A 24517-nucleotide genomic window follows, 5' to 3' on the forward strand; every position below is an offset into this window, starting at 1 on the left:
CAGCCTGCGGCAGCTACATGGATAAACCTGTAGGAACTGCCGCAGGCTGCGATCTTTGCTTTAACGATGCAAAACGTACTGCCCGCTAAACGTCACGGCGTCCTCATCATTCCCGGAATTGACGATCCGCGTATTCAACGTCAACCGCGCCCGTCCATAACGCTGATACATCGCCAGAAACTTCTTCCACACCGCCGCCTCCGGCGCCGGGCAAATCGCCGTGGCATCCCCCGTCACTGGCAGGGGATAACTGATCTGCCCCTCCTGAATCACGATGTGCCCGTCCTCGATCCCTTCTTCCTTCAGGCGCAAATGCAGCCAGCCCCAACCGGCCAGCACTGCCCCGCAGTAGAGACTGCCGCCGAACATGGTGCTTTTGTGGTTGACGTTGGCATCCAGCGGCAAGTGCAGACTCAGCTGCTGCGCCTGCCAGTCGAGCACTTTGAGGCCCATCGCCTGAGTCAGGGGAATGTCGTGATGCAGGACCGATTCCAGATAGCGACTGTCGCGGTTCATTCGGCTTCATCTCCGTGGGCGCCGCTGTCGGCAAAGCTCAAGCCGTGCTTGCGCAGTTTGTCGTGCAGCGTCTTGCGCGGAATGCCCAGCGCTTCGGCAAGGCTGCGCACGGAGCTGTGGGAGCGCGACAGTTCGGCGGCGATCAGCGACTTCTCGAAGTTTTCCACTTGCTCGCTAAGGCCGCCGGCGATGACTTCCACGGTCGCGCCACCCCCTTCGGTGCCGGTGTTATCCAGCGCCAGTTCCAGGCCAAGGGCGAAACGTTCGGCCGCGTTCTGCAACTCGCGCACGTTGCCAGGCCAAGTGTGGCGTAGCAGCAGGGCACGTTGTGCCGGTTGCAGTTCGTGCGGCGGCAAGCCGTGGCGGGCGCTGGCTTCATCGGCGTAATGCTGGAAGAGCACCAGCGCATCTTCGCCACGTTCGCGCAGCGGGGGAATGCGTAATGGCGCGACGTTGAGACGGTAATACAAGTCGGCACGGAAGCGGCCCTGATCAGCGGCCTGGCGCAGATCTTCCTTGGTCGCGGCGATCACACGGATATCCAGCGGAATCAGCTGATTGCCGCCCAAACGTTCAACGACGCGCTCCTGCAGCATGCGCAGCAACTTCACCTGCACGTCCATGCTCATGCTTTCGATTTCATCGAGGAACAACGTACCGCCATTGGCGAATTCAAACTTGCCGATCCGGCGTTTTTGCGCGCCAGTGAACGCGCCTGGCTCATGACCGAACAGTTCACTTTCCACGACTGATTCAGCCAGCGCCCCGGCATTGATCGCCACGAACGGGCCGTTGCGGCGGCTCGACAGGTCATGCAATGCCCGAGCGACGACTTCTTTGCCAGCCCCGGTTTCGCCAAGGATCAACACATCAGCCTTGGTCGCCGCCAACGCGCCGATCTGCTCGCGCAGGCGCAACATCGGTGTCGAGTGGCCGACCAGACGCGCGCTCAGTTCATTGCGATCGCTGAGGGCCAGACGCAGACTGCGGTTGTCCAGCACCAGGCGGCGCACGGCCAGGGCGCGGCGCACGCTGTCGAGCAGGGCGTCGCTGGCGAACGGTTTTTCGAGGAAGTCATAAGCCCCGGCACGCATCGCCTGCACGGCCAGCGGCACATCGCCGTGGCCGGTGATCAGCAGCACTGGCAGCTCGGGATCCTGGGCGTGCAACTCGCTCAGCAATTCGAGACCGTCCATGCCCGGCATGCGGATGTCGCTGACCACCACACCCGGCCAGTCGCGCTCCAGTTGCGCTGCCAGCCCCTTGGCTTCGGACAGCGGGAGGATTTTCAGCCCGGCCAGATCCAGGGTCTGGCCGAGGGCCTGACGCAGGTGCGGATCGTCGTCGATCAACACCACCTGAATGCGATTGTCGATGGTCATGCACTTCGATCCTCGGACGGTTGCAGGCTGACCCCGGGCGCGCCGGCGCGCAGCCGCAGGGTGATCAAGGCGCCACCTTGTTTGTGGTTGGAGAACGACAGTTCACCACCGAAGGCGCGCATCAGGGTTTCACAAATCGCCAAACCCAGACCAAGACCTTGAGTACGGGTCTTGGTGGTGTAGAAGGGCTCGCTGGCGCGACCGAGGGCTTCCATACAGAACCCCGGGCCGTTGTCGCGAATGTACAGATTGACGCCTTCGGCAGTGGATTCGGCACTCAGCCACAATTTGCGCGGCGGGCCCTTTTCGGTGAGGGCGTCGAGGGCGTTGGCCAGCAGATTGCCGAGTACCTGGCGCAGGCGGGTTTCCCCGGCTTCGACCCACAGGGTGGCGGCGGGCAGGTCGCGGATCAGCTCGACTTCCATGCTGCGCCGACGCTTGGCCAGCAAGGCCAGAGCATCGTCCAGCGCCGGTTGCAGGGCGACGCTCTCCGGGGCGTGACGATCGCGGCGGGCGAACGCACGCAGGTGGGCGATGATCGACGCCATGCGCCCGGTCAGTTCGCTGATCAGTTTGAGGTTGCCGCGCGCGTCGTCAGTCCGCTCATGGTCGAGAAGTACTTCAGCGTTCTCCGCGTAGCTGCGGATCGCCGCCAGCGGCTGATTGAGTTCGTGGCTGATGCTTGCCGACATGGTCCCCAGCGCCGACAGTTTGCCGGCCTGCACCAGATCATCCTGAGCACGAACCAGTTCTTGTTGCGCCTGTTCGCGCTCCAGCACTTCCTGTTTCAAGCGGCGGTTGAGGCCTTCGAGGTCGCTGGTGCGCTCGGCGACGCGGCCTTCCAGTTCACGACGGGCCTTGGCTTCAAACGCGATGCGCTCCAGATAGTGGCGGCGGCGCTGCATCATCAGGCCGAGAAGCAGCATCATAACCAATAGCGTGGCGCCACCGATGGCGACCACCGTACGCACCGGGCGGTCGATCAGCGTGCGCGGCGCAAGAATGCTGACGCTCCAGCCGGTTTCGGCGATGTCGTGGGTTTGTGTCAGCCAGGCATCGGGGCTGAGGTTCAGCGGACGCGGTTCACGGGTCGGGTAGGGCTGGATTGCGGTGATCGCTGCGCGCTCGGTATCGCTCAAGACGCGGGTCGAGCGGAAGCGCCATTCAGGACGCGAGGTGAGGATGACCACACCGTTATGGTCGGTCACCAGCAGTTGTTCCGGGGTTTTGCCCCAGAGACTTTCGGTGTGGTCGAGATCGACTTTGATCACCAGCACGCCAGTGATCTTTTCACCATTACGCACCGCAGCGGCGAAGAAGTAGCCGCGCTTGGCCGACGTCGTTCCAAGACCGAAAAAGCGCCCGAGACGCCCGGCCATGGCTTCGCTGAAATAAGGGCGGAAAGAGAAATTGCGGCCAACGAAGCTATCGTGTTTGTCCCAGTTCGACGCCGCGAGTGTTTTCCCGGTGGTGTCCATCAGGTACATGACTTCGGCGCCAGTCTGTGCGGCGATGTTTTTCAGCAGACGGTTGGCATTGCCTTGGGTAACACCATCGTCTGGCGCTCCAAGCACGGTACGCAGGGCCGGCAGGTCGCCGAGGATCTGCGGCAACACTTCATAGCGGTGCAGGGTGCCCAGCAGGTTGGCGACGTAGAGGTCGAGGGTCTGGCGATTCTGCCCGGCCAGTTCGCTGCGGTAATAGCGCTCGGCCAGATGTTCCAACGGCCACAGTAAAGGCGCCAGACACAGGGCCAGAAGGGCAAGGCTGCGCCAGCGGGGTCTGCGGGGAAGGGATGGTTTCATGAGCCGGATGCGCCTGAGGGAACAGGCGCATTATGCCCGGCCTCAGGAAAAGACGTCAGCGTCCTTGAGCAACGCTGCAGCTTGATCCTTCGCCGAGAGTTTCGGCGCTTCGTCCAATTGCCAGTCGATACCCAGAGCAGGGTCGTCCCAGCGAATGCTGCGCTCGGACGATGGGTCGTAGTAGTTGGTGGTCTTGTAGAGGAACTCGGCGAACTCGCTCAGCACTACGAAGCCATGGGCGAAACCTTTCGGTACCCACAGTTGACGATGGTTTTCAGCCGACAGGCGCACGGCCACCGACTTGCCGAAGTGCGGCGAGCTGCGGCGAATGTCCACAGCCACATCAAGCACTTCACCGACCGTGACGCGCACCAGTTTGCCCTGGGTGTTTTCCAACTGGTAATGCAGGCCACGCAGCACGCCTTTTTGCGAGCGCGAATGGTTGTCCTGAACGAATTGGGTGTCCAGGCCGGTCGCGTCCTGGAATGCCTTGGCGTTGAAACTCTCGTAGAAGAAACCGCGCTCGTCACCGAACACCTTGGGTTCGATGATCAGAACACCGGGCAGGTCGGTGGTGATTACATCCATGAGGTTTTCCATAGGCAGGTGTGAATGGCCGACATTCTTGCGCAAAGTGCCGGCGGATGCGAGCGCTCGAATAACCACGATCAGGGGTTGCGCATCCTCCGAAGCAGTGGCGATATAAGCGCCTAATAAAATTTCAGGGGTCGTTTCATGCCGCTCGCCACGTTGATTCATCGCGCCAGTTTGCCCAGCCCGCAGGTTTCAGAGGCGCAGGCCTTGCAATGGCTCGCCGAACATTACGGGCTCGGCGGCACGTTACAGGCCCTCGGCAGTCAGCAAGATCTTAACTATCGCGTAGACAGTGAGCGCGGGCGGTTTGTGCTGAAAATCTGCCGTGGCGATTACGCCCTTGTCGAGTTGCAGGCCCAGCATGCCGGCCTAAAGTATCTGGCCGAACACTGCACAGTAAATGTGCCGCGGGTGATTGCCGCCAATAACGGTCAGGACCTGCTGACGCTGCAAGTCGATGGCGAGGCGGTACATGTGCGGCTACTCGATTACATCGAAGGTCAGCCGCTGACCCATCTCGATCACTTGGGCCATGACGTGGTGGCCGGGTTTGGCCGGCTCTGCGGTGAGATGGACCTGGCACTGGCCGGGTTTGACCACCCGGGCCTTGAGCGCACATTGCAATGGGACGCGCGCCATGCCAGCGCACTGATCAGTCATTTGCTGCCAGTGATCAAGGACGACCAGCAGCGCGCATTGATCGCCGACGCCGCCGAGCAGGCCGAGCGCCGCTTGCAGCCACTGGTGGACAAACTGCCGGTGCAGGCGATTCACATGGACATCACTGACGACAACGCCGTCTGGCAGCGCGACGCACAGCGCCATTGGCAATTGCAGGGTGTGATCGATTTCGGCGACCTGATCCGCACCTGGCGCATTACCGATCTGTCGGTGACATGCGCCGCATTGCTGCATCACGCCGACGGCGATCCGTTTGTGATTCTGCCGGCGGTTCAGGCTTATCACGCGGTCAATCCTCTGCAATCCGAGGAACTGCAAGCGCTGTGGCCGCTGATCGTCGCCCGGGCGGCGGTGCTGGTGCTCAGTGGCGAGCAGCAGGTCAGCATCGATCCGGGCAACGTTTACAGCCGCGACAACCTCACCCACGAGTGGGAAATCTTCCGCGTCGCCACATCGGTGCCGCTGGCGCTGATGGAGGCGGCGATTCTCAGTTCGGTCGGTCAGACTTTGCCTGTGATCAACGGCGAAGGTTTTGCGCCATTACTGCCTGGTCTGGTCGGACGGGAATTCGCATTGATCGACCTCGGCGTTCTCAGCCCGCATTTCGAGGCGGGCAACTGGGAGCAGGAGGGCATCGACCAGCGATTGTTGAATGAAGCGGCTGCCGCCCATGGTCTGGCGGCGAGTCGTTATGGCCAATACCGTTTGTCGCGCACTCGGCCAGACAGCGCCGATGAACCGGACACCTTCCCGCTGCACGTCGAATTACGCGTGCCCAATGGCACGCCTGTGGAATCGCCGTTTGCCGGTTTGGTTCATCAGTGCGCAGAGGGTGCGCTGCAACTCGATGGCCCACAGCTCAGCGTGCGTTTGTGGGGCGTGACGCCATCGCTGCACAGCGGTGCGGCGCTGGTCAAAGGTCAGGTGTTGGGGGCGGTCAGCGGGCCGTTGATCGTGCAACTGAGTCGCGGTGCGCAATTGGCTGCGCCGCTGTTTTGCACGCCGTCCCGTGCGGCGGCGTGGCAGGCATTATGTCCGTCGCCGGCAGCTTTATTGGGATTGGCCTGTGATGCCGAGCCGGAGCTGGACGCGAAAACCCTGCTGGAACGCCGTGACGCCAGTTTCGCCCGCACGCAAAAACACTATTACGTCGATCCGCCGCGCATCGAGCGCGGCTGGCGCAATCATCTGATCGACATGCAGGGTCGTTCCTACCTCGACATGCTCAACAACGTGGCAGTGCTCGGTCATGGCCATCCACGCATGGCGGCGGTTGCTGCCCGGCAGTGGTCACTGCTCAACACCAACTCACGCTTCAACTATGCGGCGGTGGCCGAGTTCTCCGAGCGCTTGCTGAAACTGGCGCCGGAAGGCATGGATCGGGTGTTTCTGGTCAACAGCGGCAGCGAGGCTAATGACCTGGCGATTCGTCTGGCGTGGGCCTACAGCGGCGGTCGCGACATGGTCAGCGTGTTGGAGGCTTATCACGGCTGGACGATCGGTGCCGATGCGGTGTCGACCTCGATCGCCGACAACCCGAAAGCCCTTGAAAGCCGTCCGGACTGGGTACATCCGGTGATCGCGCCGAACATTTATCGTGGCGAATTCCGTGGCCTCGATTCGGCGCCGGACTATGTGCGCAGTGTCGAGCATCATCTGGCGAAAATCGCTGAGCAGAAGCGTCAACTGGCCGGGTTTATCTGCGAACCGGTGTATGGCAATGCCGGTGGCATCTCGCTGCCACCCGGTTACTTGAAGCAGGTGTATGCGTTGGTCCGCGCGCAGGGCGGTGTGTGCATCGCCGATGAAGTGCAGGTCGGTTACGGGCGCATGGGCCATTTCTTCTGGGGCTTCGAAGAACAAGGTGTGGTGCCGGACATCATTGTCATGGCCAAAGGCATGGGCAACGGCCAGCCACTCGGTGCGGTCATTACTCGCCGGGAAATCGCCGAAGCGCTGGAGGCTGAGGGTTACTTCTTCTCGTCGGCCGGTGGCAGTCCTGTGAGCTGCCAGATCGGCATGGCCGTGCTGGATGTGATGGAAGAAGAAAAACTCTGGGAGAACGCCCAAGTGGTCGGCGGCCACTTCAAGGCGCGGCTCGAAGCGTTGATCGATAAACATCCGCTGGTGGGCGCGGTGCACGGTTCCGGTTTTTATCTGGGGGTTGAGCTGATCCGTAATCGCGACACACTGGAGCCGGCGACTGAAGAGACCACATCGCTGTGCGATCGCCTGCGCGAGCTGGGGATTTTCATGCAACCGACCGGCGATGACCTGAACATCCTCAAGATCAAACCGCCGATGGTGACCTCGCGGCGCAGTGTGGATTTCTTTGTCGACATGCTGGATCGGGTGCTTACCGAAGGCCTGTAAGCCACGGATTCCCAACCGCTCCTACAAAAAGCAGATTTATATCGGCTATTTGTGATTATTTTTAGATGAAAGGTTGGTAGATAGCTTCTAAAGCCGATATTTATCGGCTATAAAGTCGCCATTGCTCCGGCATGGCGATTTCTGTCCGGTGCGCGCGTTTTTTCTCTTCGGTCGAATCCTCGACCGTCAAAGCACTTGCCCGGAGATGATTCATGAGCCGTATCGTTACCGTCGCCGCCACGCAGATGGCCTGTTCGTGGGATCTGGAAGCCAACCTCGAAACCGCCGAAAGACTGGTGCGCGAAGCTGCCGCAAAAGGCGCGCAGATCATCCTGATCCAGGAGCTGTTCGAAGCGCCGTACTTTTGCCAGAAGCCGAACCCGGACTATCTGCAACTGGCCACTACGGTGGAAGAAAACGTCGCGATCAAACATTTCCAGAAAATCGCCAAAGAGCTGCAAGTGGTGCTGCCGATCAGCTTCTACGAGCTGGCCGGTCGTGCGCGTTTCAACAGCATCGCGATCATCGATGCCGACGGCAGCAACCTCGGGATTTATCGTAAAAGCCACATCCCGGATGGCCCGGGCTACCACGAAAAGTATTACTTCAATCCGGGCGATACCGGCTTCAAGGTCTGGAATACCCGTTACGCAAAAATCGGCGTGGGCATCTGCTGGGATCAGTGGTTCCCGGAAGCGGCGCGGGCGATGGCGCTGCAAGGTGCGGAAATCCTGTTTTACCCGACCGCCATCGGCAGCGAGCCGCACGACAAGAGCATTTCGTCCCGCGATCACTGGCAGCGCGTGCAGCAGGGCCATGCCGGCGCCAACCTGATGCCGCTGATCGCCAGTAATCGCATCGGCAACGAAGAACAGGACGGCTACGACATCACGTTCTACGGCTCATCGTTCATCGCCAACCAGTTCGGCGAAAAAGTGCAGGAGCTGAATAAAACCGAAGAAGGTATTCTTGTGCACACTTTCAACCTCGACGAGCTGGAACATATTCGCAGCGCGTGGGGTTCATTCCGTGACCGCCGGCCGAATCTGTACGGCGCGTTGAAAACCCTCGACGGTTCCCTGGAGTCCTGATCCCGATGACCACATTGAAAAGCACCCCGCGCGCCGACGGCTTCCACATGCCGGCCGAGTGGGCACCCCAAACGCAAACCTGGATGATCTGGCCCGAGCGCCCGGACAACTGGCGCCTGGGCGGCAAACCTGCACAAGCTGCCCACGTGGCGGTGGCCAAGGCCATCGCCCGTTTTGAACCGGTGACTGTTGCGGTGTCCGCCGGCCAATACGAAAACGCCCGCGCCCGTCTCGACGTGCCGAATATCCGCGTGGTCGAGATGTCCAGCGATGACGCCTGGGTTCGCGACAGCGGTCCGACCTTCGTTATCAATAACAGTGGCGAAGTGCGCGGTGTGAACTGGGACTTCAACGCCTGGGGCGGCTTTGACGGCGGCTTGTACTCGCCGTGGAACCGCGATTCGCAGGTCGGCGGCAAGATCCTCGAGATCGAGCGCAGCCCGCGTTATCGCACCGAAGGTTTTGTGCTGGAGGGTGGTTCGATTCACGTCGACGGCGAAGGCACGCTGATCACCACTGAAGAATGCCTGCTCAACCGCAATCGCAACCCGCACCTGAGTCGCGAAGAAATCGAAGCAGTGCTGAGCGCCAATCTGGCTGTGGATAAAATCATCTGGCTGCCGGACGGTTTGTTCAACGACGAAACCGATGGCCATGTGGATAACTTCTGCTGCTACGTGCGTCCGGGCGAAGTTCTGCTGGCGTGGACCGATGATCCACAGGATCCGAACTACCCACGCTGTCAGGCCGCGATGAAGGTGCTGGAAAGCAGCATCGACGCCAAGGGGCGCCCGTTCACGGTGCACAAAATGCCGATTCCGGGGCCGTTGTTCGCGACCGAAGAAGAGTGCGCCGGGGTCGATCCGGTGGATGGCACTCAGGAGCGCAATCCGAGCGTGCGTCTGGCCGGTTCCTACGTGAATTTCCTGATCGTCAACGGCGGCATCATCGCACCGAGCTTCGACGATCCGATGGACGCCCCGGCTCGGGAAATCCTGCAGAACCTGTTCCCGCAACACGAAGTGGTGATGGTGCCGGGCCGCGAACTGTTACTGGGTGGCGGTAATATTCACTGCCTTACCCAGCAGCAACCCGCGCCGCACAAAGAGTGAGTTGAGTCGTAACAGCCTGAGTTGATTAATAAATCAGCCGGGCGACGATTAGCGCGCGATGTACCTGAAGAAGCCCGCAGCCCGGTTGGACTGCGGGCTTCTTTGTATCCGCTTGTCGACAAATCGGAAACCTTGGCATAGCTCTTGTATCGGACAAAGGGCACTAGGGAGGGAGGCGAACTTCAACAGTTCTGTCATAAACCTTGGATAACGTAGCCGCTCATGACCGGGGAGAGAGCGCTGAAATGAACGCCGAAGTGAACGTAGTCAGCGAGCGGACGTTGCATCCCATGGCCGTAAAAGGCGAATCGCTCCAGATTGTCGCGCACTTTTTGAAGTCCAATGGAACGCGTCAGATCAGGGAACCTGATCCGCGCCGGATGATGATCGAGCGCTACCCCGCTGACCTGTTCAGCGAGGCCGAACTGGAAGCGTTGTGGGCTGTGATGCAGGGATAAGAAAAACAACAGGGATTGGTAAAAGCGCTGCCGGGATGGCGGCGCTTTTTTATGCAAAATCGAAAAGATCGCAGCCTGCTTTTAAAAACTATAGGTGCCCGTCATCACGACGCTACGCGGCGCGCCCGGCTGGATTTGATACTGGCTGGTCGCCGATTCGTAATACTCGCGATCGCTGATGTTGTTCAGCGCTGCGCGCAAATCCCAGTCCTTGAAGCGATAACCGACCAGCGCATCCCAACGGCCATAACCCGGCAGCACCGTGGTGTTGGCGTTATCGGCATAACGCTGGCCAACCAGAGTCAGACCGGTTTCGCCGTACCAGCCCATTTCCGGTTTCCAGGTCAGGAACAGGCTGCCGTTGCGTTTGGCAACGTTGTTGATGCGTTTGCCTTCCAGACCGTTGTTGTCCTTTTCGATCTTCACATCCTGCACACCGACGCCACCGCGCACGTACCAGTTGCCGACGATGTTGCCGGTGGCGGTCAGTTCGATCCCTCTTGAGCGCTGTACGCCGGTCATGATGGTCAGGGTCGGATCATTCGGATCGGTGGTGCGGCGGTTATAGAGTTCAAGATCATAGATCGCCAGGGTGGTGCTCAAACGGTCATCGAGCCAGTCACTCTTCACGCCGATTTCTTTCTGCTTGGTCAGCTCGGGGCTCAGGTCGTTGGTGTTGCCGGCCGCGCCCGGTGTGATGCCGATCAGGCCTCCGCCCACCGGCGAGAAAGTCTTCGACCACGAGGCGTAGAAGGAATGATTCTGCAGCGGCGTCCAGACCAGACCCACGCGCGGGCTGGTGCTGTGGCTGTCGCGATCTTCGGAAATGTTCCTGATCTTGTTGGTCGACTCGATATCAAAGGTGTCGTAGCGCAACCCGGCGAGCAGTTGCCATTGATCGTTCAGGCGCAGTTGATCCTGAACATAGACCGCGCGGCTTTCGACCTCGGTGTGGCTGCTGCTGTTGAGCTGCATGCTGCCGGTGTGGCGCAGGTCGCGGTTGGGGTTGAACAGGTCCAGCGACGGCACAGGTTGCGCACCCGGTGTTCTGCCGGTGGCGGCGTTATACAGTTTTGGATCGCGGCGCTGACTGCCGATCTCGACACCGGTCAGCAGGCGATGCTCAAGGCCGAACGTATCGAAACCGCCTTCAAGTTCGAGGTTGTTGTAGACGTTGCGGGTGTTCAGATCCTGCTGCCAGTGCTGACGCGTGACCTTGTTGGTAGCCGGTGTGTAACCGGTTAGGTAGGTGTTGTCGAAATCACTGTCGAGCTTGAACACGCCGAGGGTCTGGCGCAGTTGCCAGTTGTCGTTGATCTCGTAGGTGAGTTTCGAGCGCAGGGATTGCGACTTGTCGTCGATGAAATCGTGATCATTGCCGTAGGTTGTGTCGCGGCCGACATCCGCCGGGCGCCCGTTTACCCCAGGAATGCCGCGATCCGGTGTGCGGTTGTAACGGCTGTATTCGTACTGCACCAGCCAGTTCAGGTCGGGCGTCAGTTGCCAGCTCATCGACGGCGCGAACAGTTGGCGGTTGCCGCTGACGCCGTCGCGGAAGCTGTTTTCATCCATATTGCCCATGTTCAGGCGCAGGCTGATGTTCTCGCTCGGGTCGGTGCTGAGGTCGGCGTACAGGCTGCGTAGATCTTCGCTGCCGGCCTGGGCTTCTATGGTTGAGCGACGTCCGGCCTCAGGCGCTTTGCTCACCCGATTGACGATCCCGCCCTGACTGCCACGGCCATACAGCACGGCGGCCGGACCTTTGAGCACTTCGACGCGCTCGATGTTGTGCAGGTCGCGCTTGTATTGGCTGTCGTCGCGGATGCCGTCCAGATAAAAGTCGTTGCTGGCGTCGAAGCCACGAATGCGCAAGCTGTCGAAGCGGGTGTCGGCGCTGCTGCTGACGTTGGGCATGCCACTCAGGGCATCGCCGATATCATTGGTGCCGTAGTCGGCGACGTTCGACGTCTTGATCGAATCAATGGCCTGCGGCACATAACGCACCGGGGTCGAGGTGCGGGTCGCGGTATTACTGACTTTGACGCGCGGGTCATCGGCTTGCGCTTCGGCGCTGATGGCGGTGGCGGGCAACTCAGTGGCCGACCAGGCAAAACCGCTGGACAGGAAAGCAGAAAGCCCAAGGGTGACGGGCGTAAGACGGAACGGGGCAGGCATTGAAAAGCGCATCCGAAAGGGTGGAAGAATTCGAGCGTGCGAATGGTAATGCTTTGCATTTGCTCCCGTTAATTATTCCTTAAAAGTTCCCTTGTCTGATTGTTTCAATTTGTGTCGATCTGGACACAATCTGAGCATTCAGACAATTCGACCGATTCACGAAACAGTCTGAAAGCCATTCCAGCGTTTTTCCCCCACGCCCCGAGGACTAGTCTGCCGGCATTGATTTTTCCCACTTTCAGGCCGGAGTTTTCCGATGATCCTTCATTACATCTATGACCCGCTGTGCGGCTGGTGTTATGGCGCCAAACCGCTGGTACAGGCCGCGCAGCAAGTGCTGCCGGTAATCGCTCATGCCGGCGGGATGATGAGCGGTGCCAACCGCCAGCGTGTTTCCCCGCAATTACGCAATTACGTCTTGCCCCACGACCGGCGCATCGCTGAATACACCGGGCAGCCGTTTGGCGAGGCCTATTTCGAAGGCTTGCTGCGCGATCACACGGCTGTGTTCGACTCGACGCCACCCATTGCTGCCGTCATGGCGGCCGAGGCAATCGATGACCGTGGTCTGCAGATGCTCGGGCGGTTGCAGACCGCACACTACGCAGAAGGGCGGCGGATCGCCGATGAATCCGTACTTTTGCTGTTGGCGGATCAGATGGGCTACGCCGAGGAAACTTTCCGGGCCGCGTTTAAATCCGTTGATACCGAGCAGCATGTAAAAACCAGTCGCGCATTGTTGGCGCGCCTTGGCGGGCAGGGATTTCCGACGTTCGCCTTGGAGCAGGACGGCCAGTTCACCTTGATCGACATCAGTGCCTGGCTGGGCAAACCGCAGGCCTTTGCCGATTGGTTGGCTCAGGCAATCGGCATTAATGGGGCTGGGGAAGCGGCAGCGCTTTGCGGTCTTGACGGCTGTGTCTGATAAGCGCCGGATTCACTGCCTGCCGGCATTTCCGTGCAAGGAGTCAGCGAAAAATTTGCGTTTCTTAGACGATTTTTGCCTATTTAAAGACGATTCTTGAAATTGACACAATGTTCAAGGCGCGGCTACGATTCGGCCCAACGCCTGTGGCCAACCGCCATGACTCAAAAATAATAAGAAGGCCCGCCACGACTTTGTCGTGGGCGGGCCTTTTTGTTTCGGGGTGAAAAAAGAGTGCATCAGCGCCGTTTCAGCCGTTCGACACAGCGCGTTTCAACCCGTAATAAGGAAAATAAAATGTTGAACAAGCGTATCAGCCTGATCGCTCTGGGGATGTTGAGCGCCACACAGGCCATGGCTAACGACCAGGCCGAATCCAAGGGTTTTGTAGAAGACAGCAGCCTGAAAGTGCTGCTGCGCAACGCCTACATCAATCGTGATTACAAAGACGGAAACGACGACAAGGCCGAATGGGGCCAAGCGGCCATTGGTACGTTCTCCTCCGGTTTCACCCAAGGCACCGTGGGTGTCGGTGTCGACGCTTTCGGTCTGTACGCACTGCGTCTGGACGGCGGCAAGGGCCGCAGCGGCGCCGGTGGTATCGATTTCTTCAAGCAAGAAAATGACGGTCGCGCGAACCACGATCTGGCCAAGGGCGGCGCGGCGGTCAAGTTCCGCTTCTCCAATACTGTGCTGACCTACGGTGACCAGATGCCGGCCTTGCCGGTACTGAGCTACGACAACGTGCGTCTGCTGCCGGAAAGCTACACCGGCACTTTGATCACTTCCAAAGAGATCAAAGGTCTGGAACTGAACGCCGGTCGTTTCACCGCCGAATCGCGCAAAAGCGATGAAGGTCGTGACAGCGGTGGTCTGAAGTCAATCAACGTGATCGGCGGTAGCTACCAGTTCACCGAACAGTTCAAGGCTGCGCTGTACGCTTCCGACGTTGAAGACGTGTTGAAGAAGCAATACGTGAACGCCAACTACGTGTTCCCGATCGACAAGGATCAGTCCCTGACCCTGGACTTCAACGGCTACCGCACCAAGCTCGACAGCGCCTACGTTCGCGAAAACACCATTCCGGGCGAAAGCATCGTGACCGGTCGCGACAATAAGATCTGGAGTCTGGCAGCCACCTTCGCCACTGGCCCGCACTCGTTCACCGTGGCGCATCAGCGCTCCACCGGCGACAGCAACCTGGGCTACGCCTACGGCGGTTACCAGAAAGGTCAGGGTCGCGTCGGCGATGGTGGCAACTCCATCTACCTGGCCAACTCCTACTGGTCGGACTTCAACGCCGAAGACGAACGCAGCTGGCAGTTGGGTTACGGCCTGGACTTCGGCGCATTCGGCGTACCGGGTCTGAGCTACAACTTCGCTTACGTGCGTGGCGACAACATCACTACGTCCACCAGCGAAGGCGGCACCGAGCGCGAAATCTTCAACCAGTTCAAGTACGTCGTGCAAAGCGGCCCGGCCAAAGACCTGAGCGTGAAACTGCGCAGCTCGATCCTGCGTGTTTCGCAGAAATCCAGCGAATACAACGTCAGCGGCAACGAACTGCGTGTGTTCGTGGACTACCCGATCAACATCTTCTAATGCCTGATAGGGTGTAACAGATGTGAGAAAAATCCCGACTGGTTCGGGATTTTTTTTCGACGGTTTTTCAGTTAAAACCGGAAAAAACCCGTGTTTTTGTCATGTAAAAGTTGTTTTTAAGTCGCTTCAAACGCCGTTTCAAACAGGCCTTTAAATGCCTGAAATTCTTTCTCATGGACGCAAATTCTCCACCTAATAGATTAGGCCGCTCAACGCAGCGGAGAATTTGGTAATGATCGTTTTGAACAGAGAAGTGGGCGAATCGCTACGGCGCGACAAATATGTCAACGTCCAGGGTGGTGACTTCAATCTCTACGGTCATTTTGCCGACTTCGTCAGACTGACCAAAAGTTGGGAAAACATGGAGCCTGATAGCTACTACGGTCAGGCCGAAGCCGGCATGCGTTACCGTCGTTACAGCGACTTTGAGTACAACCCGAAGACACGCGAACTGAAGCAACTCGAACATCGCGCCTACGTGCAGTCCAAGGAAAACAACGCCTATGTGGGCGGCCTTGTGCGGCACTTCCAGGACTTCTCGGATGAAGTCATCGAGTCGCCGGTGATGCGCAGCCTCATCGACACCGATTTTGAAGTGTACAAAAGCGTGTTGCCGGAAGAACTGCACGATGAAATCTGGCAGTGCCAGATCCATCAGATCCGCATCGAGATCAAACCGGGCAAACAGCTTGAAATCACACCTGAAGGGATTCACTGCGACGGCTACCCGTTCAGCGGTGTGCACTTCTGGGGCCGAAACAATGTCGAGGGTGCCGAGAGTCGTTTGTACGATATCCACGAGCATCAATTGGCGTCGACCACCTACCAGGAGATTCTCGACACCACCTACTTCCTCGATCGTGACATGCGTCACTACGTGACCCCGGCGCGCAATACGCACACCCATGCCATGGCGTACCGGCAGATTCTGGCGATTTCCTTCTCGCGGCCCGGGACCGCTTTCGACATTGTTCGCTAATCAGATCACCCCAATCGACGGCGTCGAGTGCTCGACGCCGGTGGTGCTGCGCCGCGCCACGGCAAAGGATGCGCAGCGCATGGAACGCTTCTTCCGTCAGTTCGACGAAGTGTCGTTCTGCGAATGGCAGGATGCCAAATGCCTGCGCGGCGTGTTGATCCAGAAAACCACCACGGCCTATCTGGCCTTCGACGTGGCGGGTGAAATCGTCGGAGCGGTGTTGGGCGGCATGCTCGGCAGTCGTGGCACGATCAATCATCTGGCGGTCAGCCCGCGTTATCGCAGCCAGGGCGTCGGTCAACGTCTTGTTGAAGCGGCGTCGTCCGACATGAAGCGGGTCGGTGTGCTGCGGATGTTTCTGTTCGTCGACGATGCTAACCTCGCGGGCAAGCGATTCTGGGCTGCCCAGGGTTTTTGCGAGCCTCATGGCGAACGGACATTTGAGAGGGATCTATGAATGAAACGTCCGGCAGCGCGCCGCTGATGGTCAACCATCAGCCGTCGCGTACATTTGCCGAAGCCAGCCCGGTGGTGGCCGGTTACTTCACGGTGGCGTTTGTGTTCGGCTTGATGGCCGTCAACGCCGGGCTGCCATTGTGGCTGCCGGTAGCGATGTGTTTTTTCGTGTATGCCGGCGCTTCACAATTTGCCGCGCTGGCGCTGATCTCCAGCGGCGCGTCGCTAACCACCATTGTGCTGACCACTTTCCTGATCAACGCACGCCACATGTTGATGTCGGTGTACATGGCCAAGGCCCTGCGCGCGTTGGGGCTCAGCCGCATGGAGCGCTGGTGCTACGCCGGTGGGCTGACTGACGAATCCTTCGCCTTCCACAGCGTGAAACTCGGCACTGGCGCGCCGGTCAACGTACGCTACCTGATTGGCTTCAACCTGTTCTGCCACACAGCGTGGGTACTCGGCGGTTTGCTGGGCGCGGTCTGCGCGCAATACGCCGCGCACCTGATCAAATATCAGCTCGACTACGCGCTGACCGCGATGATGCTCTACGTGCTGGTGTCGCTGTGCAATACCCGCAACAAGCTGATTGCCGCAGCAGCGGCCGTCATCTGCATGGGCGCACTGAGCCTGGTCGGCAACTCGCCGTTTAATGTGTTTATCGCCACGTTTGTGGGCTGCGGAGTGGGTGTATGCCTGACCAAACGTTCCTGATTCTGGTGGTCGCGCTGATGATGGCGGTGACTTTCCTGCCACGCGCCTTGCCACTGCAAGTGAATACCGAGCACTGGCCGCCGTTCATCGCGCGCGCGCTGGAATACTTGCCGGTGGCGATCGTCGCTGCGATCAGCCTGACACCCTTGTTGATCAAGGATCAGCACATACAGCTCGATCGCCCGGAATTCTACGCGGCGATTCCGACGCTGTTATGTGCGTATTTCAGCAAAAACCTCTTTCTCAGTGTGGCGGTTGGGACGGCTGCGTACATTGCGCTCGGCTCGTTCATGTAACGGCAGATCGACGACGTCGCTCAACGCCTGATTGGACAACTCCGGATTGTTCACCGCCAGGCGTACTTCGAGGAAATCCTCGAACCCGGGGAAAATCGTCAGGCCGTTTTTCTGCGCGGCCTCGCGCGAGACCATGCCCACCGCATCCATCTGTGTGATCAGCGACAGGGTCAACGTCTCACTGCACGAGTAGACCATGCGCTGGCCGTTCTCGTGATTGCCCAGCCCGGCGTCGAGAAAACGCAAAAAGCTGTGGGAATACGGACAATCTTCCGCAGGACGCACCTGAAATTTGTTGCCCAGCAACGTCAACGGATCGTTTTCCTGCCCGCAATGCGCGCCAACCACCTGCACCTGCACATCCGGCAGGACGATGCTCGGCAAACCCGGACGCTGCGGGCCGATCAGCACCGCCAGATCAAAGTCTTCATTCTTCAGCTTGCTGAGGTTTTCCATCGACTCGGCGTAGCTGAACTCCATCTGATAATCGGGAAACACCTCGATCAGGCGTCCGATCATTCGCCGGTTGAAGTCAGGCGCCAAGGTGTTATTCAACGCGACCTTCAACGTGCGCTGCCCGGGCACTTTCAGTGCCTCGACTTTTTCTTCCATCTGTCGCGTGGCAATCAGCACTTTGTCGATATACGGCGTCAGCTCAGTGCCTTGCGGCGTCAGCGTCAGCCCTTTGTTGGAACGACGAAACAAGCGGAAACCGAACTGCTCTTCGACCTTGTTCAACTGCGCGGCCAACGCCTGCACAGTCAGGCACGAATGCTCGGCTGCGGCCGACAACGAGCCGGTCTGCACGATGCGCATGAGGTTGCGTAAGGTTCTGCTATCCATGGGTAATGCCCTCTGAAGTGGGCTGGGTATTGTTGTTTACGAGACTGCCGATCCGGCGCCATATGCCGGCTATATTCCTGCACCTGAGCATAGTTGTCGCGGGTTTAGTAGCGAATTGATGTCCCTGCCGATGGCTGGAAGCTGACACAGGATCGGGTTTTTTGATGACTTGGGGGTGATGAAGGTCAAAAAAACTCACGCGAAATAACAAATCACGGCGTTTTTAACATTCATATTGGGTTAACGAGCTGATTCGTTAGCGGATTAAAAGAAAACAAATATCCGTATCTGTACTAGGCTTGAAGTCATGTCAGCTACCAATGGAGGCGGTCATGCCCACCTCAACCCCAGCCCTCACCCCACGCGAACAACTCGACGCCCCCGAAGCCGGTCGCGTCGCACTGAAGTTTTTCTTCAACCTCATGGAGCGATGGGGCTGCAATGCCGATCAGCAACGCACGTTGCTCGGTGGAGTCGGCAACACCACGTTCTACAAGTACAAACACCTGCCGCCGAACGTGCGCCTGCCCCACGACACCCTCGAGCGCATCTCCTATCTGATGGGGATTCACAAGGCGTTGAGCATCATCTTCAGCAACAGCCGTGAGCGCGCTTATACATGGGTCAGTAGTCCAAACACCGCCGCGCCTTTCAATGGTCGAACCGCGCTGGATTACATGCTGGCCGGGCGCGTTGTGGACATTGCCGATGTACGGCGCTACCTCGACGGAGTGCGCGGTTGAACGCGCCAGCGCTGGCCGATCCGCAGTGGCCGCGGGCTTACCGGATCGTCAACAGCAGCTTCCCGCCGATTGCGTTGTTCGAAGACGTACTCGACCCCGAAGACCTGGAAATCGCCTACGCCATCGAGGCACTGACCAATGATCGCCTGATCGAACAGGCCGGCGTGCTTGCCCGAGTGCGCCCGGAAGATCGACTTTCCGGCCCCGGCTCGACCCCGGTCATGGCTGCGTTCACCCACATCGGCAAAAGCAGCCGCTTCTGCGACGGCACCTTCGGCGTCTACTACGCCGCCAGCAGCCAGGCAGCCGCCATCGCCGAAACCTGTTATCACCAGGAGCGTTTTCTCGCCGCGACGCAGGAAGCGGATCTTGAGTTGACCATGCGCACCTACGCCAACAAGGTCGTCAAACCGCTGCACGATATCCGCCACGATTACCCGGACATGCACAACCCGGATCCCGACGCTTACAGCCCGTCCCAGGCATTCGCCCGGCAACTGCGTGAGGCCCAATCCTGGGGTCTGCTCTACAACAGCGTGCGCTTACCCGGCCACGAATGCGTCGCCGCGTTTCGGCCGCCGGCGGTATCGATTCCCAAGCAGGGCAAGCATCTGCGTTATGTGTGGAGCGCGAGCCAGCGTAGGATTTCGTTTGTGTTTGAGGTCAGTGAGGTTTGAAACGCAAAAAACCCTCGCAGTAATGCGAGGGCTTTGTATCGGCGATTTTCGTCAGTGGCTTTCTGATAGCGCATCCATCATTTTCACCACCTTGGCTAGGTGTTTCCCGACCACGGAGCCAAGGAAATGGGCGAAGGGTTGAGAAAATCGATAATCAAACAGCTGGGCCTCAAGGATTGAGGCTCGGCTGTAACCCATGAGAGGAACTGTGATGTTCGAATATGCGTTGGAAGCTCACGAAGAGCCGGGCAGCGTCTGGCTATCCTGCGCAGAAATTCCCGAGATGCACGCCGTCGGCGACACCCTCAGGGAGGCGTTGGACACCGCTATTGATGCGATCAAGACAGCACTGTCGATTTACGTTGATGATCGTCGGTTGATTCCGACCGGGCAGGCAGGAGAACAGGAAAGTGACGTCTTATTACGTCTGCCTGCGCTAACTGCCGCGAAGGTTGCGCTGTGGAATACGCTTCTGGAGTCCGGTGTGAGCAAGGCCGAACTGGCGCGTCGTCTCGCTGTGCAACGGCCTCAGGTAGATCGCCTGGTCGATTTCCTGCACCACTCCAAGATCGAGAATGTCGAGCGTGCGTTGCAACAGCTTGGGCGGCGGATTTCGATTTCGGTTGAAGCTGCATAGGTTGGATACGATCCTAACCGCCTCCTAGGCGATGCCACTTGCGTGGTGGTCGCACCGCCGCTGTATCCGGGTGGTAAGTACCGAATTCTGGAGAAGCACTCCTGGCGTGAGCATTCGTCCACTTACCTGGCCGCACAAATAAAAAAAATCTGCGAACACTTCAACGTTCAGCACATTGATATCGCCGGCGTCGGCTATGGGTGTTTGCTTTAGTGTGCGATTTAAATCCGCGTGCCGCGCCGATCAACTCAGCCTTGAGACCAAAAACACGCTGGTACTCAAGGCTCAGGACAAGATTCAGGGCCACTGCATCGAGTCGGGGGCAAGCAGTTGCACTTTGAAGAGGATGAGGTGGAACACGTCATGGATTACGACGTGGAACAGAATATTTATGGGGTGCCGGATTATCTGGGCGGCATGCATGCGCTGTTGCTCAACGAGTCGGCCACGCTGTTTCGTCGTCGCTACTTCAACAACGGCGCGCACGCTGGGTTCGTGTTTTACACCAACGATCCGAACCTTTCGGAAGAGGACGAAAAAGCGCTCCAGGCGAAAATTGCGGGAAGCAAGGACGTGTGTGATTTCCGCTCGTTGTTCGTCAATATTCCCGGCGGGGGTGACAAGGCGATTCAGATTATCCCGGTGGGCGACATCGCAACGAAGGACGAGTTTGAGCGGATCAAGAACATCACGCGCAATGACGTGATTGCTGCGTGGCGGATGAATCCGGCGCTGGCCGGGGTGATGCCGGAGAATGCGGCGGGGTTTGGGGATATTGAGAAGATTGATCGGGTGTATACCAATAACGAAATACGCCCGATCAGTCAGTTGTTTTTACAGGTTAATCAAAGGCTGAGCGCGGACAAAAGGTTAGATTGGAAAGCAGAGAAATATAATTGATGTTCTGCGGTGTGTTTTAATATTAGATGTGGGGGTTGATTAAATTTAGTATGGCGGATTTGCTCTTTGCGCCTCTCGAATGTTCTGTTATTTTTCCATCCTTAAATAATACAAATGTGGGTGTGCCATTAACACCATATCGTAAGGCAACGACGGAACTTTGTTCGATGTCAGCAATTCCAACTATTAGTCTCCCCTCCTTTTCTTCTGCAATTTCCGGCATGATCTTGGTTGGGAAATCGTTCGCTGGGCCCCAGTTTGCATTGAAGCAAACCAGAACAGGAACATTTGCTCTCAAGACATTTTCATCGAAGTTTTGGTCGGTTAAAGTTATGGTGGCCATTTTTGATACTCCATGCTGATACTTGGGGTGGCTGCGGGAGGTAGTTTTTAGCTAGCATCCATTGGAGAGGATTGTCGTTTTGAAATTGATAAGTCGCCACTGTCAGAGTTGACAGGTTTTAAGGTTGGTTCGTTATAGAAGTGGTTTTAAAAGGTAATAAATAGTGAGGGGCGCACTTTTGAACGTTAACGATAAAGTTAGCGAAAAAAGCAGTTGGCGGGAAGTTTTATGCGGGTGAATTGCAATTCATGTGGGGAAAAAGGAAGGATCGTATCGCGTGACGAACTGTCACCGGAGTTCGCCCGGCTTTACTGCCAATGTGGCTCCTTAACGTGTGGGCACACCTGGGTGGCCAATCTTACATTTTCACACACACTCAGTCCTTCAGCCCAAGCGGTTGATCGACTCTTGTTCAACCGTTTGCGAACGCTTTCCCCTGATAAGCAGCGTGATCTTTTTGAACAGCTGGGCTCATTGAAGTAGCGGCGAGAGATGAGCTCTCGCCGCTACGCTTTGCTACTCAGTCGGTACTAACTTATCCAGCACCTGATTGACCGCCAGTTCTGCCAGCATCACGATTTGGGCGATGCCCTGCAGCGTTTTACGATGGTGGCCCTCCAGTACACCGGCGAAGTCGCCGAGCATCACGCTGGCGGATCCCAGGGTTTCAGTCGCATCCACTAACAAGGATTCGGCGCCGGACTCTGGGTTGGCCATGTAGAGGCGGTTGGGTCGATACGGTGTGGCCATGATCTGGGCCGTGGGTGGGAGTAAATAATGATCAAGCGCGCGGTTGGCCGCGTCGTTGAGTTTTTTCGAATCGGGCGATTCGTAGGGGGATGTTGGATCTGCGATGGCTGCCGGATCAGTGCCCGGCGGGTTTGGCGTTATCTTGAACATACTCTGGGTCCTAAAGTAGGAGCCAACACCGCTTCTCTACTAAAAGGAGAGGTGGCAGCTGTGCGCAGGTTAGTAGACCGGGGACCCAGGGAGCCGGCGCGCTCGAAAGCGCCCTACGCACAGCTACCATAAAGTGCAGGTGAATAAATGCCTGACTGTCTGATGCGCTATGCGCCCTGGGTGGACCACGGGCTACTAAACCCGATCACTGATGGGCAGTGACAGGCTCAAGGTACCGGTGGGTTCCAAGGCGCACAAGCCGGCGGATTCTGGCGTACGCGTAGGCAGCGGCGCAAGGTTTTGTGGGCCTTTGGGCGTAACCCAGAGTGTTTTTAAACGTGTGCGCCAAACGGTGTGTAAGGCGCCTGATTAGGTTGGGTGATTGTCTGTCAGACATTGATTTGACGACGCGTCGGGATGACGAGAGCGAGTGGGAGCGGGGACCTATCAGGCTGTGCGCCGAAGGGGCAGGGGCGTTTCGTGAGGTTCGGCTTGGCTTCGTAGTAGATTCTCGGCATCTTCAAATGCCTCCATGCGGCTTTTCCCGTATTCCGACAAGGCCAGTTTGCTGCGTTGATTGAGATGTACATCGGCGGTGCAAAGTTCGATGAACAATGAAAGTGAGTGTCCACACTCCTCATTTTTTCGCGTAATTCAATGGTGTTCTTGTGGTGTGACATCACTTGACTCCTCGATCTTTCGCCGCGCTCAGGCGCGCGTCGATTTGGTTTACGAGTCAGTGTGGACTCACATGATGCTCCCGAGCTGCCTCGCAGATGTCTTAACTGATCAAGATCAGCCTGCGGCCTAACTTCCTTCAATCAAAGCCCGTTCTTCCAGCCAAATCTCTTGAACAAACTGATCTGTAATCGCGTAAATCCCATGCCCGCGTCGCATGATGATGTTCTCGGCAACCAGCGCAATCACTACCGGTTGAATCTCTTCGACCCGCACCTCTCGCCCGACTGACTTTGAATATTCAGCCGCTGCGTCTGTGGAAAAAATTCCGCGCGCATCGCCTTTCGTAGACGCGATTCTGTTGAATATGGCTTGAGCCAGGCTGCCCAGTTGCTCGACTTTTTCCAGCTCGATACTCGCCGCCGCCGAACGCAATGTGCTGGCTATTACGGGTAGAAACAGATCGGGTTCACCCTCTTGCTGCAGAAGTTGACGTAGAGCCTTCAGCATTTCTTCAGGTCGATTTCCCAAAGTGTTGAACGCTTCGACAGCGGCTTCGAGGGACGGCAACTTGTCCTTCTTCACTGTCATTGCGAGTCGGTTGAGCAGGAATTCAACGTAATCGCCTTTCAGCAATGGATAGGCTGCTGACGTGGCCCCGGAAAAGGCGTGGTTGCGTTTGGCGGTCAGTTCGCTGACTTGCGCTCTGTGGGAGCCGGTTCCGATGAACAGAAAGTAGCCGGGAGTATTGGGGCGGGGGTTGATTGCATCGCGGGCGGCTTTGAGTGCCAGCAGCAGTTGATTACCGTCGTCTGAGGAAATGGCGTGCTGCACTTCGTCAATGATCAACACCAGATCAGTCTTGGCTTGATCTACTACTTCGGTGAGTGCTTGGGCCAGTGTCGGGCCGTCGGCGCTGCCAATGCTGTCGAGTTTGAAGCCGAACTGAAATCCAGCAGCGCCGATTTCAACATTGCTGACGCGCTTGAAGGTTTCCAAGGCAGAGGAACCCGGCGTTTGCAGGTCTTTCAGGGTTTTCTGGATGGCGTTGTGCACGAGCGTTGCCGGGTTGGCCAGAGTGTCGCTCCATAAGTCGACGTAAATGACCAACGCACCTGCTTCTTCCAAGGCCGGAATAAGATCATTCCTCAGAAACGTCGTTTTACCTGTGCGACGCAGGCCAGATAGAAATAGGCCTGAGCGCAGACCTTCGTCGAGTACGCCTGGATTGAGAAGCTGGTTTGCCATTGACTCAGCCAGTTCAGGACGCTGAAAAATGCTGCTCATACGATTCCACCTTTTTATGTGTACACCATAATTATTGCTATTTCATAATTTAGCATAAAGACGGAAATGTGAACTGTCGGTTCAGAGTCCGCGCTTTCGAAGTGTGTAAGAGGAAGTGTGGTTAATCGCGCGAAGTGCGAGGGGAGAAGCTATTTTCACTGAGGGTGAAACTGCCAGGAATATAAACACGCCAGAAACAACAAAGCCCCTGCATTTCTGCAGGGGCTTCGTTTTGTATGGTGCCGGCACCAGGAGTCGAACCCGGGACCTACTGATTACAAGTCAGTTGCTCTACCAACTGAGCTATACCGGCGTGTGGGCGACGATTATAGCGATTGGGAAGATCCTGT

The 24517-nt window shown here is 57.9% G+C and carries 23 protein-coding genes, 1 tRNA gene and 3 pseudogenes; 17 read left to right on the forward strand and 10 right to left on the reverse strand.

The annotated features are described in order from the left end of the window. Window positions 1–60 precede the first annotated feature (60 nt). Genes ACA043_RS01370 through rfbC form a run of 4 tightly spaced genes read right to left on the reverse strand, consistent with a single transcriptional unit; the run spans window position 61 to window position 4291 of the window. Entirely contained in the window at window positions 61–516 is a 456-nt protein-coding gene (locus ACA043_RS01370) for a YiiD C-terminal domain-containing protein (RefSeq protein ID WP_187678919.1), read from the reverse strand. Then, a complete protein-coding gene (locus ACA043_RS01375; RefSeq protein ID WP_401267692.1) occupies window positions 513–1898 on the reverse strand; it encodes a sigma-54-dependent transcriptional regulator in 1386 nt (461 codons plus the stop codon). The genes ACA043_RS01370 and ACA043_RS01375 overlap by 4 nt, the downstream gene beginning before the upstream one ends. Beyond that, complete coding sequence (locus ACA043_RS01380) at window positions 1895–3703, reverse strand: sensor histidine kinase (RefSeq protein ID WP_187678917.1); 1809 nt, start codon at window positions 3701–3703, stop codon at window positions 1895–1897. The genes ACA043_RS01375 and ACA043_RS01380 overlap by 4 nt, the downstream gene beginning before the upstream one ends. A 42-nt stretch (window positions 3704–3745) precedes the next feature. Further along, complete coding sequence (gene rfbC, locus ACA043_RS01385; protein ID WP_489879671.1) at window positions 3746–4291, reverse strand: dTDP-4-dehydrorhamnose 3,5-epimerase; 546 nt, start codon at window positions 4289–4291, stop codon at window positions 3746–3748. 147 nt (window positions 4292–4438) lie between these two features. On the opposite strand from rfbC, the gene ACA043_RS01390 reads away from it, so the two are divergent. The 4 genes from ACA043_RS01390 (at window position 4439) to ACA043_RS01405 (ending at window position 10012) form a co-directional block, all read left to right on the forward strand. After that, window positions 4439–7351, forward strand: coding sequence for an aminotransferase (locus ACA043_RS01390; protein WP_497658478.1), 2913 nt, complete (start codon window positions 4439–4441; stop codon window positions 7349–7351). Between the two features lie 212 nt (window positions 7352–7563). Further along, entirely contained in the window at window positions 7564–8442 is an 879-nt protein-coding gene (aguB, locus tag ACA043_RS01395; RefSeq protein WP_401267699.1) for an N-carbamoylputrescine amidase, read from the forward strand. Window positions 8443–8447: 5 nt separating this feature from the next. Further along, on the forward strand, window positions 8448–9554 hold the full coding sequence (gene aguA, locus ACA043_RS01400) for an agmatine deiminase (RefSeq protein WP_497658479.1): 1107 nt from the start codon (window positions 8448–8450) through the stop codon (window positions 9552–9554). Between the two features lie 245 nt (window positions 9555–9799). Continuing rightward, entirely contained in the window at window positions 9800–10012 is a 213-nt protein-coding gene (locus ACA043_RS01405) for a hypothetical protein (RefSeq protein ID WP_187678913.1), read from the forward strand. 81 nt (window positions 10013–10093) lie between these two features. Here the strand turns inward: ACA043_RS01405 and ACA043_RS01410 are convergent, their stop codons facing one another. Further along, complete coding sequence (locus ACA043_RS01410) at window positions 10094–12187, reverse strand: TonB-dependent receptor (protein ID WP_497658480.1); 2094 nt, start codon at window positions 12185–12187, stop codon at window positions 10094–10096. A gap of 256 nt (window positions 12188–12443) precedes the next feature. Here ACA043_RS01410 and ACA043_RS01415 point away from each other — a divergent pair, with 256 nt between their 5' ends. The 6 genes from ACA043_RS01415 (at window position 12444) to ACA043_RS01440 (ending at window position 17159) form a co-directional block, all read left to right on the forward strand. Continuing rightward, window positions 12444–13112, forward strand: coding sequence for a DsbA family protein (locus tag ACA043_RS01415; protein WP_497658481.1), 669 nt, complete (start codon window positions 12444–12446; stop codon window positions 13110–13112). A gap of 297 nt (window positions 13113–13409) precedes the next feature. Then, window positions 13410–14714, forward strand: coding sequence for an OprD family porin (locus ACA043_RS01420; protein ID WP_497658482.1), 1305 nt, complete (start codon window positions 13410–13412; stop codon window positions 14712–14714). A 232-nt stretch (window positions 14715–14946) separates the two neighbouring features. Next, a complete protein-coding gene (locus ACA043_RS01425) occupies window positions 14947–15693 on the forward strand; it encodes a 2OG-Fe dioxygenase family protein (protein ID WP_166218415.1) in 747 nt (248 codons plus the stop codon). Window positions 15694–15772: 79 nt separating this feature from the next. Beyond that, window positions 15773–16150: a GNAT family N-acetyltransferase gene (locus ACA043_RS01430; protein ID WP_016986309.1), complete on the forward strand. Its 378-nt coding sequence runs from the start codon at window positions 15773–15775 to the stop codon at window positions 16148–16150. Next, entirely contained in the window at window positions 16147–16863 is a 717-nt protein-coding gene (locus tag ACA043_RS01435; protein ID WP_497658483.1) for an AzlC family ABC transporter permease, read from the forward strand. The genes ACA043_RS01430 and ACA043_RS01435 overlap by 4 nt, the downstream gene beginning before the upstream one ends. Then, on the forward strand, window positions 16842–17159 hold the full coding sequence (locus ACA043_RS01440; RefSeq protein ID WP_007909127.1) for an AzlD domain-containing protein: 318 nt from the start codon (window positions 16842–16844) through the stop codon (window positions 17157–17159). The genes ACA043_RS01435 and ACA043_RS01440 overlap by 22 nt, the downstream gene beginning before the upstream one ends. On the opposite strand, the gene ACA043_RS01445 is transcribed toward ACA043_RS01440, so the two are convergent. Continuing rightward, window positions 17076–18002: a LysR family transcriptional regulator gene (locus ACA043_RS01445; protein WP_187678908.1), complete on the reverse strand. Its 927-nt coding sequence runs from the start codon at window positions 18000–18002 to the stop codon at window positions 17076–17078. The genes ACA043_RS01440 and ACA043_RS01445 overlap by 84 nt on opposite strands. Before the next feature lie 332 nt (window positions 18003–18334). Here ACA043_RS01445 and ACA043_RS01450 point away from each other — a divergent pair, with 332 nt between their 5' ends. The 6 genes and pseudogenes from ACA043_RS01450 to ACA043_RS01475 all read left to right on the forward strand — a co-directional run. Next, window positions 18335–18745, forward strand: a complete 411-nt coding sequence (locus tag ACA043_RS01450) for an MbcA/ParS/Xre antitoxin family protein (protein WP_187678907.1) — start codon at window positions 18335–18337, stop codon at window positions 18743–18745. Continuing rightward, window positions 18742–19422 (forward strand): RES family NAD+ phosphorylase, encoded by a 681-nt coding sequence (locus ACA043_RS01455; protein ID WP_497658484.1) that lies wholly within the window; start codon window positions 18742–18744, stop codon window positions 19420–19422. The genes ACA043_RS01450 and ACA043_RS01455 overlap by 4 nt, the downstream gene beginning before the upstream one ends. Window positions 19423–19521: 99 nt before the next feature. Further along, window positions 19522–19602 (forward strand): annotated as a pseudogene (locus ACA043_RS01460) (type II toxin-antitoxin system HicA family toxin); the annotation flags it as partial. Window positions 19603–19633: 31 nt separating this feature from the next. After that, window positions 19634–20059, forward strand: coding sequence for a type II toxin-antitoxin system HicB family antitoxin (locus ACA043_RS01465; protein ID WP_497658485.1), 426 nt, complete (start codon window positions 19634–19636; stop codon window positions 20057–20059). Then, window positions 20060–20426 (forward strand): annotated as a pseudogene (locus ACA043_RS01470) (phage terminase large subunit family protein); the annotation flags it as partial. Then, window positions 20381–20959, forward strand: a pseudogene (locus tag ACA043_RS01475) (phage portal protein); the annotation flags it as partial. The pseudogenes ACA043_RS01470 and ACA043_RS01475, both read left to right, overlap by 46 nt. A 22-nt stretch (window positions 20960–20981) precedes the next feature. Here the strand turns inward: ACA043_RS01475 and ACA043_RS01480 are convergent. Continuing rightward, on the reverse strand, window positions 20982–21302 hold the full coding sequence (locus ACA043_RS01480; protein ID WP_401267719.1) for a thioredoxin family protein: 321 nt from the start codon (window positions 21300–21302) through the stop codon (window positions 20982–20984). A gap of 228 nt (window positions 21303–21530) precedes the next feature. On the opposite strand from ACA043_RS01480, the gene ACA043_RS01485 reads away from it, so the two are divergent. After that, window positions 21531–21785: an ogr/Delta-like zinc finger family protein gene (locus ACA043_RS01485; RefSeq protein WP_401267722.1), complete on the forward strand. Its 255-nt coding sequence runs from the start codon at window positions 21531–21533 to the stop codon at window positions 21783–21785. A gap of 33 nt (window positions 21786–21818) precedes the next feature. On the opposite strand, the gene ACA043_RS01490 is transcribed toward ACA043_RS01485, so the two are convergent. The 3 genes from ACA043_RS01490 to ACA043_RS01500 form a co-directional block, all read right to left on the reverse strand. Next, on the reverse strand, window positions 21819–22202 hold the full coding sequence (locus tag ACA043_RS01490; RefSeq protein ID WP_401267724.1) for a DUF6124 family protein: 384 nt from the start codon (window positions 22200–22202) through the stop codon (window positions 21819–21821). An 807-nt stretch (window positions 22203–23009) separates the two neighbouring features. Next, on the reverse strand, window positions 23010–24167 hold the full coding sequence (locus ACA043_RS01495) for an AAA family ATPase (protein WP_497658486.1): 1158 nt from the start codon (window positions 24165–24167) through the stop codon (window positions 23010–23012). Between the two features lie 237 nt (window positions 24168–24404). Next, a tRNA-Thr gene (locus ACA043_RS01500) sits at window positions 24405–24480 on the reverse strand. Between the last annotated feature and the right edge of the window lie 37 nt (window positions 24481–24517).

It is taken from the genome of Pseudomonas sp. LBUM1648 (genome assembly GCF_059716145.1).